The sequence below is a fragment of the Hymenobacter nitidus genome (genome assembly GCF_020447315.1).
In the GTDB taxonomy this organism is placed as follows: domain Bacteria; phylum Bacteroidota; class Bacteroidia; order Cytophagales; family Hymenobacteraceae; genus Hymenobacter; species Hymenobacter nitidus.
In genome coordinates, this window is record NZ_JAJADQ010000001.1 from 739,178 (window position 1) to 752,901 (window position 13,724).

The 13,724-nt window shown below is 59.2% G+C and carries 13 protein-coding genes and 1 tRNA gene; 4 read left to right on the top strand and 10 right to left on the bottom strand.

The window, feature by feature from the left end; genetic code table 11:
- Nucleotides 1–159 precede the first annotated feature (159 nt).
- Entirely contained in the window at nt 160–636 is a 477-nt protein-coding gene (locus LGH70_RS03190; protein WP_226182617.1) for a hypothetical protein, read from the bottom strand.
- Between the two features lie 237 nt (nt 637–873).
- Between LGH70_RS03190 and LGH70_RS03195 the strand changes: the two genes are divergently transcribed.
- Nucleotides 874–2,154 (top strand): M16 family metallopeptidase, encoded by a 1,281-nt coding sequence (locus LGH70_RS03195; RefSeq protein ID WP_226182619.1) that lies wholly within the window; start codon nt 874–876, stop codon nt 2,152–2,154.
- A gap of 78 nt (nt 2,155–2,232) precedes the next feature.
- Here the strand turns inward: LGH70_RS03195 and LGH70_RS03200 are convergent, their stop codons facing one another.
- From LGH70_RS03200 to LGH70_RS03210, 3 genes are all read right to left on the bottom strand, one after another.
- Nucleotides 2,233–2,799, bottom strand: a complete 567-nt coding sequence (locus LGH70_RS03200) for a hypothetical protein (protein ID WP_226182621.1) — start codon at nt 2,797–2,799, stop codon at nt 2,233–2,235.
- A gap of 127 nt (nt 2,800–2,926) precedes the next feature.
- A complete protein-coding gene (locus tag LGH70_RS03205; protein ID WP_226182623.1) occupies nt 2,927–3,274 on the bottom strand; it encodes a hypothetical protein in 348 nt (115 codons plus the stop codon).
- 72 nt (nt 3,275–3,346) lie between these two features.
- Nucleotides 3,347–3,856, bottom strand: coding sequence for a hypothetical protein (locus LGH70_RS03210; protein ID WP_226182625.1), 510 nt, complete (start codon nt 3,854–3,856; stop codon nt 3,347–3,349).
- 213 nt (nt 3,857–4,069) lie between these two features.
- On the opposite strand from LGH70_RS03210, the gene pheS reads away from it, so the two are divergent.
- From pheS to LGH70_RS03225, 3 genes are all read left to right on the top strand, one after another.
- Nucleotides 4,070–5,113 carry a phenylalanine--tRNA ligase subunit alpha gene (gene pheS, locus LGH70_RS03215; protein ID WP_226182627.1) on the top strand — a complete coding sequence of 348 codons (1,044 nt, stop codon included), beginning with the start codon at nt 4,070–4,072 and terminating at the stop codon, nt 5,111–5,113.
- A gap of 156 nt (nt 5,114–5,269) precedes the next feature.
- Nucleotides 5,270–5,710, top strand: coding sequence for a Rieske (2Fe-2S) protein (locus LGH70_RS03220; protein ID WP_226182629.1), 441 nt, complete (start codon nt 5,270–5,272; stop codon nt 5,708–5,710).
- A gap of 96 nt (nt 5,711–5,806) precedes the next feature.
- Nucleotides 5,807–5,883: transfer RNA gene (locus tag LGH70_RS03225), tRNA-Asn, on the top strand.
- 154 nt (nt 5,884–6,037) lie between these two features.
- Here the strand turns inward: LGH70_RS03225 and LGH70_RS03230 are convergent.
- The 6 genes from LGH70_RS03230 to LGH70_RS03255 form a co-directional block, all read right to left on the bottom strand.
- Nucleotides 6,038–6,457: a response regulator gene (locus tag LGH70_RS03230; RefSeq protein WP_226182631.1), complete on the bottom strand. Its 420-nt coding sequence runs from the start codon at nt 6,455–6,457 to the stop codon at nt 6,038–6,040.
- Nucleotides 6,458–6,552: 95 nt separating this feature from the next.
- Complete coding sequence (locus LGH70_RS03235; protein ID WP_348533732.1) at nt 6,553–7,617, bottom strand: PAS domain-containing sensor histidine kinase; 1,065 nt, start codon at nt 7,615–7,617, stop codon at nt 6,553–6,555.
- Nucleotides 7,618–8,066: 449 nt separating this feature from the next.
- Nucleotides 8,067–10,487 carry a penicillin acylase family protein gene (locus tag LGH70_RS03240; RefSeq protein ID WP_226182635.1) on the bottom strand — a complete coding sequence of 807 codons (2,421 nt, stop codon included), beginning with the start codon at nt 10,485–10,487 and terminating at the stop codon, nt 8,067–8,069.
- 105 nt (nt 10,488–10,592) lie between these two features.
- Nucleotides 10,593–11,273, bottom strand: a complete 681-nt coding sequence (locus LGH70_RS03245) for a 4'-phosphopantetheinyl transferase family protein (protein ID WP_226182637.1) — start codon at nt 11,271–11,273, stop codon at nt 10,593–10,595.
- Nucleotides 11,245–11,970, bottom strand: coding sequence for a thioesterase II family protein (locus LGH70_RS03250; RefSeq protein WP_226182639.1), 726 nt, complete (start codon nt 11,968–11,970; stop codon nt 11,245–11,247). The genes LGH70_RS03245 and LGH70_RS03250 overlap by 29 nt, the downstream gene beginning before the upstream one ends.
- Before the next feature lie 79 nt (nt 11,971–12,049).
- Nucleotides 12,050–13,678, bottom strand: a complete 1,629-nt coding sequence (locus LGH70_RS03255; protein WP_226182641.1) for a cyclic peptide export ABC transporter — start codon at nt 13,676–13,678, stop codon at nt 12,050–12,052.
- Nucleotides 13,679–13,724: the final 46 nt, after the last annotated feature.

Consider the following 13,724-nt stretch of genomic DNA (forward strand, 5'->3'; position numbering starts at 1 on the left):
TCGCCCGCCCTACCCCGGCCGCGTGGTAGGGGCTACGACCAAAACAGCCTTCGCTACGACCAAAACGGTCAAGGCGAAGGCTGTTTTGGTCAAACGAGTCGCTGAAACGGTCACTCGTTTGAGCGTTTTGCTCAAATCAGGCGGGTTGCCCATCAGGCGTCAGGCCGACTTGGGGGTGACTTTCGCGGTGCCTCGGGGCCGGGCGTAGTAGGCATTGATCTTCTGGCGCAGTTCGCCCAGCGTCGTCGATTCGCCTTTATCCTTTTCGATGTCCTCGTGTACGTTGTTGGTCATGAACAGAATATCGGAGCCCAGCACGTTAATGGCGTTATCCAGCCGTTTGAGTTCGGGCTCCAGTTGGTTGCGCAGGGACGTCAAGGCGCGGTACGCCTCTATTTTTGCCCGCAGCTGCTCCGGGTCGCAGCTCTTGCGCATCACGTCGGGGTCCTGCTCGGCGGCCTGCAGGGCCAGGTCGGCCAAGGGCAGGCGCTCAGCACTGATGGTAGTGGAGGTGATAAGCTCGGCGGGCTGCTGGGGCACGAAGGCCAGCTTGCCTTGCAGCGCATTCACGGCTGCACGGGCCGCCGCCATGTCGGTTTCGGCCAGATTGGCCGCAAAATTATTGCCTTTGGGCATGATAAGGGGAAGGGGGATAAGTGAAGAATAGAACCACGTGCAATAGGAAATAGTACTAGAGCAGACCGGCACCGTAACAGCCGGCAATAGAGGTACCCAGTTACGCATTAATCGGCATGCCGCCACCAGCCCTCGAAAAACTTTTCTTACCCCGGTCACTGTTTTCCTTTACCTGTACGTTTGCTGGGTTCCTAACTTTGGGCGGGGCCCCAGCCCCGCCTCCTTACCTTGCCACCCATGATTCAATTTGAAGAATTCACCCTCGCCAACGGCCTGCGCTGCATCGTGCACGAGGATCATACCACCCCCATTGCCGTCCTGAATGTGCTCTACAACGTCGGCTCGCGCGACGAGGACGAGCAGCACACCGGCTTTGCCCACTTGTTTGAGCACCTGATGTTCTCGGGCTCGGTAAACATCCCCAGCTACGACGAGCCCCTGCAATACGTGGGGGGCGAAAACAACGCCTTCACCTCCCCCGACATCACCAACTACTACCTCACGCTGCCGGCGGCCAACCTCGAAACCGCCTTCTGGCTCGAATCGGACCGGATGCTGGGCCTGGCCTTTTCGGAAAACGGTCTGGAGGTGCAGCGCAAAGTGGTGGTCGAGGAATTTAAGCAGAACTACCTCAACCAGCCCTACGGCGACGTATGGCTGAAGCTGAGGCCCCTGGCCTACCAGCAGCACCCCTACCAGTGGCCCACCATCGGCAAGGAAATCAGCCATATCGAAAACGCGGTAATGGACGACGTGCGGGCCTTCTTCGCCAAGCACTACTCCCCCGTCAATGCCATCCTGGTGGTGGCCGGCCCCATCACGGTAGCCGAAGCGCGTCGCCTGGCCGAGAAGTGGTTTGAGCCCATTCCGGCCGGCACGCCCTACAAGCGGCAACTGCCTGCCGAGCCCCGCCAAACCGCCCCGCGCCACCTCGATATTACGGCCGACGTGCCCGTAAGCGCCTATTACAAGGTGTACCATATGCCCGGCCGGGCCGAGGAAGCCTACCACACCGCCGATTTGCTCAGCGACGTGCTGGGCCGGGGCAAGTCGTCACGCCTGTATCAGCAGCTAGTGAAGGACCAGCCGTTGTTTAACTCTATTTCCGCTTCCTGCACGGGCTCCCTGGAGCCGGGCCTGCTCGTTATCAGCGGCCGCCTCAACGCGGGCGTCACGCTGGAAGAGGCCAATGCCGCCGTGGAAGCCGTGGTGGCTGAGCTGCGCCAGAACTTGGTGCCGGAACTGGAGCTGGAAAAGGTAAAAAACCAGGCCGAAGCCAGCATTGTGTTCGAGGAAATCGAGCTGCTCAACCGGGCCATGAACCTGGCCTACAGCAAGCTTATCGGCGACGCCAACCTGGTAAACGAGGAAAGCGCCAAGGTGCAGGCCGTCACGGCGGAAGGCTTGTTGGCCATTGCCCAGGACATTCTGCGGCCCGAAAACAGCACCACGCTCTATTACCGCGCCCAACCCACGGTAGCCGCAGCGGAACCTGCAGCAGTCGGCGCCGAGGAGTAGTTCAGCGCCAAGCCCCAATAAAAAAGCCCACCCGGAACTCGGGTGGGCTTTTTTATTGGGGCGTTAGAAAAGCTTGGCTTACCAGCCGCTGCCGGAAGAACCCCAACCGTCGTCGGCTTTCTTAGCGGGAGCTTTCTTGGCGGGTGCTTTCTTGGGGGCGGCTGGAGCAGCAGCGGCTGTGCTTACCTTCTTGGTAGTCGTGGCCGAAGCAGCTTTGGTAGCCGGAGCCGCTACGGGAGCCGCAACTTCGGTGGTAGTGACGGCTGGCGCTGCCGGAGCCGCTACTGGAGTAGCCTCTACCATCGGCGCGGGTGCCGTCGTATTGACACTCACGTTACGCTTCACATACGGAGCCAGGGGGCGGCCCCGATAATCCATGCGTACGCGGTGCGAAGGAGCAGCGGTAAAGCCCGGAGCAATGGCAAAGCCATTGGATTGCGGCGGCGCTGCCTCCGCAGCCGAAGCTGGCGCGGCAAAGCCGCTGCTGGCTGCTGGCTCGACGGCCGGGGCGGGCGCGGGTTCAGCTGCTGCCGGGGCCGGCGTGGCGGGCGTTTTAGCCGGTTTTGAGCGGCTTTGTTGGGCTAGTGCGTTTGAGGTGCTCAACACGGCAACCAACAACAGGCACGAAAAAACGGGACGTAGCATAGCGAAAAAACAAGTGGGAGTAGGGAATTTCACTTTCCCCTACTACGCAGAAAATGGAGGATTTGTGCCTGAAACCACAAAAATATCTACTCCATAAGTAATTATGGGGCCTGGGCAGATATTTTTCTTACCGCCGCTTCCGGGTTTTGGCGGGCGCGGCTGGCGCCGGCGCTGTTTGCCCCGACGAAATGGTGGAGCTGGTAGAAGCCGGCTTGGGCGTCTTCTTTTTGATGGGGCGGCCCATATAGTCGGTGCTGGGCGGGGTAGGCATGTTGATGCGCATGCCGGGGGCCAGGCGTTGGCGGTCCTCATCGGAGTAGCGGCGGTTGTTTGAGGTGCGAGCTACTGCGCGGGTGCGGGAAGCGGAGGCTGTTTTGTGGTAGCCGCTGGTGCGCTTGGTCTGGGCCTGGGCCGTGAACAGAGGCAGTAGCAGCGCTACGCTCAATAACCAGAAAAAGAGTTGGGGGTACCGCATAAGAAACCGGTGAAGATGTGAAACATAGACTTCTGGCTCCTAGTACGGTACCCCCGACTTTTTGGCGAACTATTACTCAGCCGAGGCAGCGGTAGTCGCGGCAACGGTCGAAGACTTGGCAATCTTGGCGGCTACCTTGGCATCCTGACGCTTGGCTTTGCGCACGGGGCGGCCCCAATAGTCGGTGCTGGTACCGCGGTACGGGGCGGTGTTCATGCCGGGAGCAATCATCTGACCGGAAGACTGCATCATCGGGTCGTCGCTGCCGTCCTCTACTACTGCGGCCGCCAGTTTCTCTTTCTTCTTGAGGGGTCGGCCCCACCAGTCGGTGCTGGGCGTGTTGTGCACGCTCAGGCTGATGCCGGGGGCGCTGCTCCAGCCCGTGTTATAACTGGTAGGCTCGGCCGAGGCAGCCGCAACGGGCTGTTCTACGGCGGCCCGGGGTGCGTTCATCGTCCAGGGGTCGAGTTCGGGCGAGGCCCATTCGGTGGCCGAGCCAACGGAGGTGTTCTGGGATTGGGCCTGGGCGGAAGCGGCGCCGAATACAAATAAGAGGAAGGCGGAAGACAGGAAACGGTTCATAACTCAGAAAAGACGAAAGGATGAAAAATAGACCAGGCGCGGAGCCGTCGGCGTATAACTCGAACGGGTGGCGCCCCGCGTTCAGTCTTCTGTGCCGCTTGTATCAGGAGTTTTGCAGCAATCGTACCAACTTTTTTCGCGGCGGTTGGGCCTGGGCACCAAGCCGGGGATTTGCGGGTGGATTTTGCGCCGGAAGCGTACCTTTGCCCTACTATGCAGGACCAAATCAACCGCCTTCGCGCCGAAATCGAAGCTTACGACCTCGCCGCTCCCGATCAGCTGGAGCAGTTCCGCATTGCCTTCACCGGGCGCAAAGGGCAGCTGGCCGATTTGTTCGACCTGCTCAAAACCGTGCCCCAGGACCAGCGTCGGGCCGTGGGCCAGGAGCTGAACCAGCTCAAGCAGCTGGCCCTGGATAAATTTACCCAGCGCCAGCAGGAGCTGGAGGCCGCCGCCCAGAATGCCCCCGCCGACCCCACGTTTGACTACACCCTGCCGGTGGTGCCCAACGCCCTAGGCACGCGCCACCCTCTGAGCCTGGTACGTGAGGAAATGGTGCGCATCTTCTCCCGTATCGGCTTCAACGTGGCCGAAGGACCGGAAATCGAGGACGACTGGCACAACTTCACGGCCCTGAACTTCCCGGAAAACCACCCGGCCCGCGACATGCAGGACACCTTCTTCGTGACCCGCAACCCCGCCGACCCAACCCACGATGCGCTGCTGCGCACCCATACCAGCACCGTGCAGGTGCGCGTGATGGAAAGCCAGCAGCCTCCTATCCGCAGCATCATGCCCGGCCGCGTGTACCGCAACGAGGCTATTTCGGCCCGGGCCCATATGATGTTCCATCAGGTAGAAGGCATCTTCATCGACGAAGGCGTGAGCTTTGCCGATTTGAAGCAGACGGTGTATTACTTCGTGCAGGAAATGTTCGGGCAGGACATTCAAATCCGGTTCCGGCCCTCCTTCTTCCCCTTCACCGAGCCCAGCGCCGAAATTGACATCACCTGCCTGATCTGCAAGGGCACGGGCTGCAACATCTGCAAGCAAAGCGGCTGGGTCGAAATCGGGGGCTGCGGCATGGTCGACCCCAACGTGCTGGAGCAGTCCGGCATCGACCCGGAACGGTACTCGGGCTATGCCTGGGGCATGGGCATCGAGCGGATTACCATGCTCAAGTACCAAATCAAAGACCTGCGCCTGTTCACCGAAAACGACCTGCGCTTCCTGCGCCAGTTTGAAGGCGTGCAATAAGCTTGCTCCTCTTACCAGTACGTTGGGTCTGAAAGCCGCCTTGGAACGAGAAGTAGTAGCTTCCGCGTTTTAAGGCGACTTTTCGTTTCGGCCTCTTCCTAACCGGCCCGCATTCCGTATAGCGTGCGGCTGCTTGTCACCCTTGTTTATCTGCTTATGAACTGGCTTTCCTCTTCCCGTACGTTGCTGGCCGTTATAGCTGCCGCAGGCGTTGGGCTCTGTACTGGCTGCGGCAGCAATTCCGAGGCGCAGCCCCAGATTCCGCTGGCTGCTTTCAACGAGGTGCTGAACCTCACCGACCAGCAGAACAGCAACCTCCGCTTTGATAATGGCGCCGTATATCACACCGGCGGGGTGCGCGGCCTGATTGTGGTACGGCAGAACGCCAGCACCTATCTGGCCTTTGAGCGCACCTGCACCTATAACTCGGCCGACACCTGCGCCCGGGTCAAGTTCGTTCAGTTCGCCCAGATATTTGACCCCTGCTGCAAGTCCCAATTCAACTTCCAGGGGCAGGTGCAAGGCGGCCCAGCTAACCTTCCCCTTCGGCGCTACTCGACTTCTTTATCGGGCAACATCCTGACAATCACTAACTAGATTATTTTCTGCAATTATTTTTACCATATTGCTTGCACAAACTAGCCGGGTGCACTAATATTGCACCCGCAACGACAGATAAACGTCGCCATAACCGCTTCCTTAGCTCAGCCGGTTAGAGCATCTGACTGTTAATCAGAGGGTCCCTGGTTCGAGCCCAGGAGGGAGCGCCACGAAGCCCGGTAGTAGACTTTAAACCAGTCTGTTACCGGGCTTTCTCTTTTTTGCCACCCACCGGCGCGGTGGGTGGATAGCGCAGAAACGCTAACGAGCGGACCAGATGGTCCGCTCGTTAGCGTTTGGGGATAAAGACTGGTAGATATCTGACTATGCCGGAAACTGGCGCTGGAAATGCAGCTTGAGAATGGTATCGAGCTTTTCCTTGGTGAGCGGCTTGCTAACCAACCCGGCGATGGGCATAGATTCCACGCGGCCGAGGTCGACGGAACTCATAGATGCCGTATGCATCACGATGACCACGGCTTGCTGCTGGCTCTCGGGCAGGCGCTGGTATTGCTCCACGAAGGCCATGCCGTCCATACCAGGCATTTTTACGTCGAGCAGTACCAGCACCGGGCTGCTGGGATTGGCATCGGCGGCGAGGTCTTCCAAGACGGCCAGGGCATCGGCGCCGTCGTTGGCGGCGCGGTACTGGTCGGCTACGCCAAGCTGCCGGAGCAGGCGTTCATTGAGGTCGTTGGTGAGCGGATCGTCATCGACCAGCAGCACACTGGAGAGTTTTATCATAGAAGTAGCGGTGCAGTGGGCCGTGGGCAATGGCAGGTCGGACGAAGCCGGTACCTGCTCAGCCAGGCCGCACAAAACTAGCACAACCCTGCTGATCAGGCTAACTCAATGAAAAAGGTAGTACCCTCTTTTTCGCGGCTTTCGAGCCAGATGGCTCCGCCGTGGAGTTCGACGATTTGCTTGGCGATAAAAAGGCCGAGGCCGGTCGTGACTTCGCCGTGCAGACCGGCGCGGCGCGTGGGATTGAACTTGTCGAACAGGTTGTTGTGCAGCTTGCTGGGAATACCGATGCCGGTGTCGCGCACCGTGAGGCGCGCTTTGCCCTCGTGCTCGCGCAAACCGACGGTCACGGTGCCCCCGGCGGGCGTAAATTTCAGGGCATTGTGAAGCAGGTTGTCGAGTACTCGGCCAAACTTTTCGGGGTGCAGGCGGGCCTGAATGGGCTTCGGGGCCAAGTCCAGGGTCAGCGTAATGCCTTTCTCCTGAGCCGAGAGGCGGTGCAGGTCCAACTGCTCCGTCAGGTAGGCGTGTAAGTCGGTAGGGCGTTTCTGCAAGCCGTTCTCGTCGAGGTCACCGACGTAGAGCACGTCGCGCAGCAGCACGTGGGCGTGGGCACACGACGCCTGAATGAGGCTGAGGTAATGCACCATTTCGGGCGGTGGCGGCGCTTCGCCGCTGCGGCTAGCCACTTCGCGCAGCAGCAGGTCGGTGAGCAGCTCGATGTGGGCAATAGGGCCCTTCAGGTCGTGGGTGGCGAGCTGCAGGATGGTTTCCTGGGCATCGTATACACGCTTTAGCTTGGCTTCCAGGCTTTTGCGCTCGGAAATATCTTCCAGGATGGTGTATCCCAACTCGCCGTCTTCGTCGGGAAAAAGCACCGAATGAATCTGGCACCAGAACGAGGAGCCGTCTTTGCGTACCATGCACGTTTCGAGCGTGAAGGCCGGTAGTTTGTGCTCCCACAAGCGGGTTTGCAAATCCTGCCAGTCGGCGCGGTGGTCGGGATGGGCAAACTCCATGATTTTGTGCCCTACCAGATCTTCCACGCTGGCGCAGCCCAACATATCTACCACTGCCTGGTTGGCCTGACGAATGGTTAGATCAGAAGTAATGATTTTCTGACCGAGCGGGGCGTTTTCAAACACTGTACGGAAACGCACCTGACTTTGCTCGTAGCGGTCGAGGGGGCGACTGTCTGCCGAACTGGTTTCCTGGGATGCAGCAGGCTTTCCGCTCGAGCCCTCATTTTCAGCCGCAGCGGCACGGGATGATGGGGCAGGATTGGGCGTTTGCGGCATGTGACGGGGTACAGTATTGTGTCTGTATACGGAAGGTACCCTTAAAAAACGAGCTTCGTGGGCCGGCCTCACTCTCCAGCGGCGAGGTGAAACGAAACGAGCGGGCCAGTTGGCCCGCTCGTGCTGGTTTAATAACAAGGAAATAGTGGTCTGGGGTAAGTTGGCGTACAACCGCGACGCCCGCCGCCGGGAAACGGCCCAACAGATTCCAGTGGCCCAGCCACAAAAAATTCAGCGGCCAAAGAACCGGCGTAGGGCCGAAGAGCCGCCCGGCATGCACCCGACCCGCGGCACGGGCCGGGAAAAAAGCGTTAGTTGCTGAGCTGCCAGGCGGCTTCTTTGCAGGCGGCCTTTGCTTCCCGTTCGGAGGCGTAGAAATGCAGCTCATAATAGTTGCCTTTCTGCCAGTCGTCGATAAAATCGGTGTAGTGCGGGCTGCCCACGTTGCCTGACTGCCCGCCGGGGTAGATACCATAGGCTTTAGGCTTGTCGCCCAGCTCCACAATCATGCGCCAGGAAGGGCCCCAGTTTTTGGATACCGCGTTGATAGCCTCCGGATTACCGGCCGATTCAATGTCTTTGCGGCTAAAAGCGGCCAGGGTCGAGAGGTGGGTCACGTTTACCTTGTTTACCTGCCCCCACTCCGGCGACGCGCCTTCCTTCACCCTTTCCTCGATGCGCGCCACGGCGTCCACGAACGAAGACTGCACAATGGTAGCAGCCGTTTCCCGGGTGGCGGTGTTGATGCGGTTGAAATACGGATGTTGCGGGTCGCGGGCCAGCAGCTGCAGCAGCACCTCGTCTTTGGGTGCCTGGGCATAGAAGGAGTAGCTGCGCAGCTCATCCCAGGTGTAGTCCTCCACGTTGTCCCACCACAGATCAAACAGGATGGCGGTAGTGCTCTGCTGGCTGTAGTCGCCGCGCCAGTTTTCAATGGCGGCCAGGAACTTCCGCTGCGACGCATTCAGAGCTGTGCGGTCGAGGGCGGCCAGTAGCACCGGCATGGCCTGGGCCGCAAAGCCGTTGGTGTTGTCGAGCTGCATTTTCTCCATTTTGGCCACATCAAACTGATTGTCGGCAGCCAACAGGGTTTGGATACGGGCGGCGCGGGTTTCGCTGTAGTATCCACTGTAGTAATAGGGGTAGGCCGCGCCGGTGGGCCGGTTATTAGCCGAGAACAGGTAGCCACTGCCGGGGTTGTGGCTTTCCGGCAGGCTGTCTTTGGGAATGTAGCTGGTAGGCAGGTGCGACTTCTTGGTACCGTCGAGCACGAAACGGCCCTGCCCGGCCCACTTGCGGGCAATCTTACCTTGGTGCGTAATGGCAATATCGTCGTTTTTGCCCGCGAAAATGAAGTTCTGCACCGGGCAGGCGTAGTGGCTGATGGCGGCTTTGTAGTCCTGGTAGTTGGCCGCCGTATTCAGCTTGATAAAGGTCAGGATTTCGTTGGCCGGGTTGTGCAGCTCCCAGCGCAGGGCGTAGTTCAGCATCTCGGGCTTCTGCTGGAAGCGCCGGTCCATCACGATGGGGCCGTGCACGGTGGAGTACACTGTATCGTAGAGCGTGGCCGCGTCGCGCACCTTTATTTCCTCCACGCGGGCCGTGGTTTTGAGCCACTTCCCGTCGAACTCATACGCCGAATAGTTGTCGGCAATTTTGAGCTTGTACCAGTCTTTCACGTCGGTGGCGCCGTTGGTCGTGCCCCAGGCAATAGCGGAGTTGAAGCCCACAATGATGGCCGGCGCGCCCGGAATCGAGACGCCGTACACGTTGATGCCGGGCGCCGCAAGCTGCATTTCGAGCCAGATGGCCGGCAACGACAAGCTCAGGTGCAGGTCGTTGCAGAGAATCGGATTGCCCGACTTGGTTTTCTTGCCCGATACCACCCAGTTGTTGCTGCCCAGCTTGGCGTTGTACTCACTGGGCGTCACGGTGGTGAGCCCCTCCAGGAAGGCGTAGTTCAGGTAGCCGAGCGAGTCGGAGTTCGTAGCGCGGTGCTGGGCCAGCTGGGCGGTGGCGCGCTGAGTCAGCGGCGAGTTGTCGGGAGTCCATTCCGGATATACCCGGTCGAAATCCTTGCCCAGGGCCAAGCGCATGCTCGACATGGCCATGTCCTCTTCGTAGCCGCTCAGGGCAGTAGCCATGTACTTCATAATCAGCACGGTCTTCAGCTTCGACCACGGCTCGGGCCTGGTGGCAAACACCTTGTACTCAACCGGGTAGTCCTTGTAGTGCAGCTGGCTGATGTAGGCGTTGACGCCTTTAGTGTAGGCCGTCAGCACCTGGTTGGTCTGGCTGTCCTGCTCGATGAAGGCCAACGACTTCTTCGCCGCTTCCAGAATGCCCAGCCGCCGCTGCAGCCGGTCTTTATCCAGGTACTTGGCCCCGAACACCTCGGCCAGGCGGCCGGCCGAGGCGTAGGTCACGAAGTCCATCTGCCAGAGGCGCAGCGAGGCCGTGACGTAGCCTTGGGCAAAGAACATATCCGCCTGGTCGCCGGCGAAAATGTGCGGCACTTCCCGCTCGTCGAAGTACACCTGCACCGGGCGCTGCAGCGCGCCCAGCTGCGTGGCCAGGGCGCGGCCCGTAGGCTTTTCGTTTTGGGCCAGCCCCACGAAGGGGTCGAACAGGGGGCCCAGGGCCGGCACGTCGCCGATATTACGCGACAAGACCATTACGATCAGGCTCACAATCAGGACAGGAAACAGGAAGGCTATACTCGGTGCTTTCATCGTCGGGGGCAGGATTTGCCTGCCATGCTCCACGTAAGAGTGGGGTTAGAAATAAGGGATACAGACACTAGCTATAAGGATATGCGGGCGGCGCACCGGGGCGCCTCAGGCCTCTTTCAGCGCGTACGCTGCCGGGTGGCCCATTGTGGCAATGGCGCTGGCAAACACTTCCTGCAGCTCAATGGAGGTGATATTCTCGCTGGTGCAGAGGTAGGAAACGTAGCCGGGGTCGATGGAAAGCGGGTGAAAAAGCCACTTCTCGTTCTTGTAGGCCACTATTTCGTCGATGCAGCTGAACTCCTGCCAGCCCTCCACGATGCCCGTGCCAATGGCCTTGAGAATGGCCTCCTTTTTAACCCAGATGTTGAAGAAGCTCAGCTGCTTGTCTTCCGACTTGCGGACGTAGGCCTGCTCGTCGGGGTGGAAGTAGGCAATCAGGCTCTGGTAGTCCACCTCGGTCTGCTTCTCGATGTCTACGCCGATGTCCTCGTCGCTGTAGGCGAAAATCACCCATTTGCCGGCGTGCGAAATGTTGAACGGAAACCAGCCGGCCACGAAGGGCTTGTGGTTTTCGTCCTTTTTCCAGGCCGCCATCAACTCGTCGCTGCCGGTGGTTTCGAGCAGGCAGTAGCGCAGCATCAGGCGGGCCAGGAGGCGGTGCTTCTGGTCGTCGGCAAACTTGTAGCGCAGAATGTCGCCGTGCATAGCGAAGGGCAGAAAATCCAGATAATGAGCAATTTCATTATCCTCCAGGCACTCAGTATTTGTATACAGGAGTCGTAGCATAGCAGCTTTGGATTATCTCAGCCATTCGGCGAGGGTGTTGATGAATAAAGAAATGGTTGCCGGGCAGTACCTCCGAGGTAAAATCGGTGGTGGTGTACTGTTCCCAGTTGCCGATGGCCGGCGTGGTGGCTTCCTCGCTGCCCATCACGGCGTAGATGGGTGTTTGGATGGGCAGAAAAGGTCCCAGCTGGTTGCGCTCCACCACTTCAAAGTCGGAGCGGATGATGGGCTCGAAAAAGTCGAATACCTCGTCGTTTTCCAGGATTTCCAGGGGTAGCCCGCCCAGGCTCTGCAGTTCCAGCTTCAGCTCGGGCTTGGGCATCAGGTGCCGGATTTTGCGGTCGTTCTGCATCAGGGAAGGGCCCGAGCTGCCGCTGATAATGATGTGCAGGGGGGCCTTGTGGGCCTTCTCGAGCAGCCCGGCCACCCGGAAGGCCAGGCGGGCCCCCATGCTGTGCCCGTAGATCAGGAACTTGGAAGGCGAAAAGGCGTCGAGGGCCAGCACCTGCATAATCTGATTGTACATGTCCTTGGCGGCCTGCTCAAAGTCACGGATGAGCGGCTCGCGCATGCGCCGGCCCCGGCCGGGCAACTCCAGCGGGAAGACCTCAAACTCGCTTAGATGGGGTAGCAGGAATTGAAACGAGAAGCAGTTGCCACCGGCAAAATGCATCAGAAATAACTTAGTTTTTTTCATAGAGCGAGCTATTAAACAACAGTGAGCGAGAGACTTGAACCTCACCTGACAGAAAGAAAAGTAGTGGGGCTAGTGCCGGCTATAGCGTGCTGAGCACCTCTTCCTCTTCCCTGACCAGCTTCCCGTATTCCATTTTGTAGAGCGTATCGGCACAGGTATAGTATTTATCGTCGTGGGTAATGGCGATAATCGTGAAGCCGGCTTCTTTCAGCTCGGGCACAATCTGGGTGTAGAACTTCTTGCGGAAATACGGGTCCTGGTCGGCAGCCCACTCGTCGAGCACCAGCAGGGGCTTGGCTTCGAGCAGGGCCGTAATCAGGGCCAGGCGCTTGCGCTGCCCTGTGGAAAGGTGGGTGGTCGAGAAGCGGCCATTTTCGACCGTGACCTTGGCGTCTATTTCGAACAGGCGCAGGTAGTAGGCCAGCTTGTCTTCGTCGAGCTGGTCGATGCCGTAGAACTCGTCGAAGAGGTAGAAGTCGCTGAACACCACCCCGAACAGAGCCGAGTACGACTGGCTGTGCTGCTCGTCGATCAGATAGCCATTGTAGTACACGCCGCCGCTGGCTGGCAGCAGCAGCCCTAGCAGGGCCGAGACAAACGTCGTTTTGCCGCTGCCGTTGCCGCCGTTGATGAACACCACCTCCCCCCTACTGATGGTAAAGTTGACGGGCCCGATTTCGAAGCTGCCCTGCGCGGCGCTGCCGTACTGAAACGTCAGGTCGCGGGCCGAAATGGTTTCGAAGTCGCCCAGGGCCTGCTGCAGATCCACTAGCTCGCCCAGGGGCTTTTCGCTGAGTAGATCGGCCTGGAGCTTGGCAATACGGTCGGAGGATATTTTGGCCTGCAGCAGGTTGGGCAGCAGCACCATGATGGTTTCGACCGAGCTGAGCACGTAGAGCAGAATAAAGAGGAAGCTAACCGTGTCGGTGGGGGCAATATTCCAGGCCGCGCCGCAGTAGAGCAGAATGGCGCCGATGAGCAGGTAGAACATGGTTTGGCCCGTAATCTGGTTGTTGAGCAACCCCACGAAGGCCGTTTCCTGATTTACCACCGACTCGTCAGCAATCCGGGCAATCTTCTTGTCGTAAATCCGCCGGCCCTTTTTGGTGTCCATGTAGATTTCCTTGAAGCCGCCCAGAATGGCGTTGAAGTAGAACATGAACCGGTCTTCCAGGGCCCGCGCCTGCTTGAAGGCCTCGTTGTTGCGGCGCGCATTGAACTGGTAGAGGAGCGTGGCCAGCACGATAACCGACAAGCTTACCAGAAACAGGGGCAGTGAGACCGTGGCCATATACACCAGGCAGGCCGCCACAATGATGATGGCCGTGGCGAACTGAATGATGTTCAGCGAGGCATTGGTGAGCATGTTGATGTCGCGCACCAGGGCCGTGTGCACCAGGTCTTTGCGGCTGCTGAGCTGCTGAAAGTTCGACTTCAGCACCAAGAAGATAATGTCCTTGCGCAGCGACCAGAACAGGCTTTGGGAAAACCGGATAATGGCCAGGGCCAGCACCCGCCGCGTCCAGACAAACAGGACGACGATCAGCAGAAACAGCAGCGTATACGTCTGGTTGATAGCGCCGTAGCCCTGGGTCATCAGCTGCCCGATGACGCGGTTGACGAAGGTCAGGAACAGAAAGCTCGTCCCGCCTGATAAGAAGCTCAGGAAAATAAACCGAATAAGAGTACTGAATTTCAGTTGCGACATCGCAATAAGGGTGAATAGGTAAAAGCACTTTATCCTGTGCCCGGTG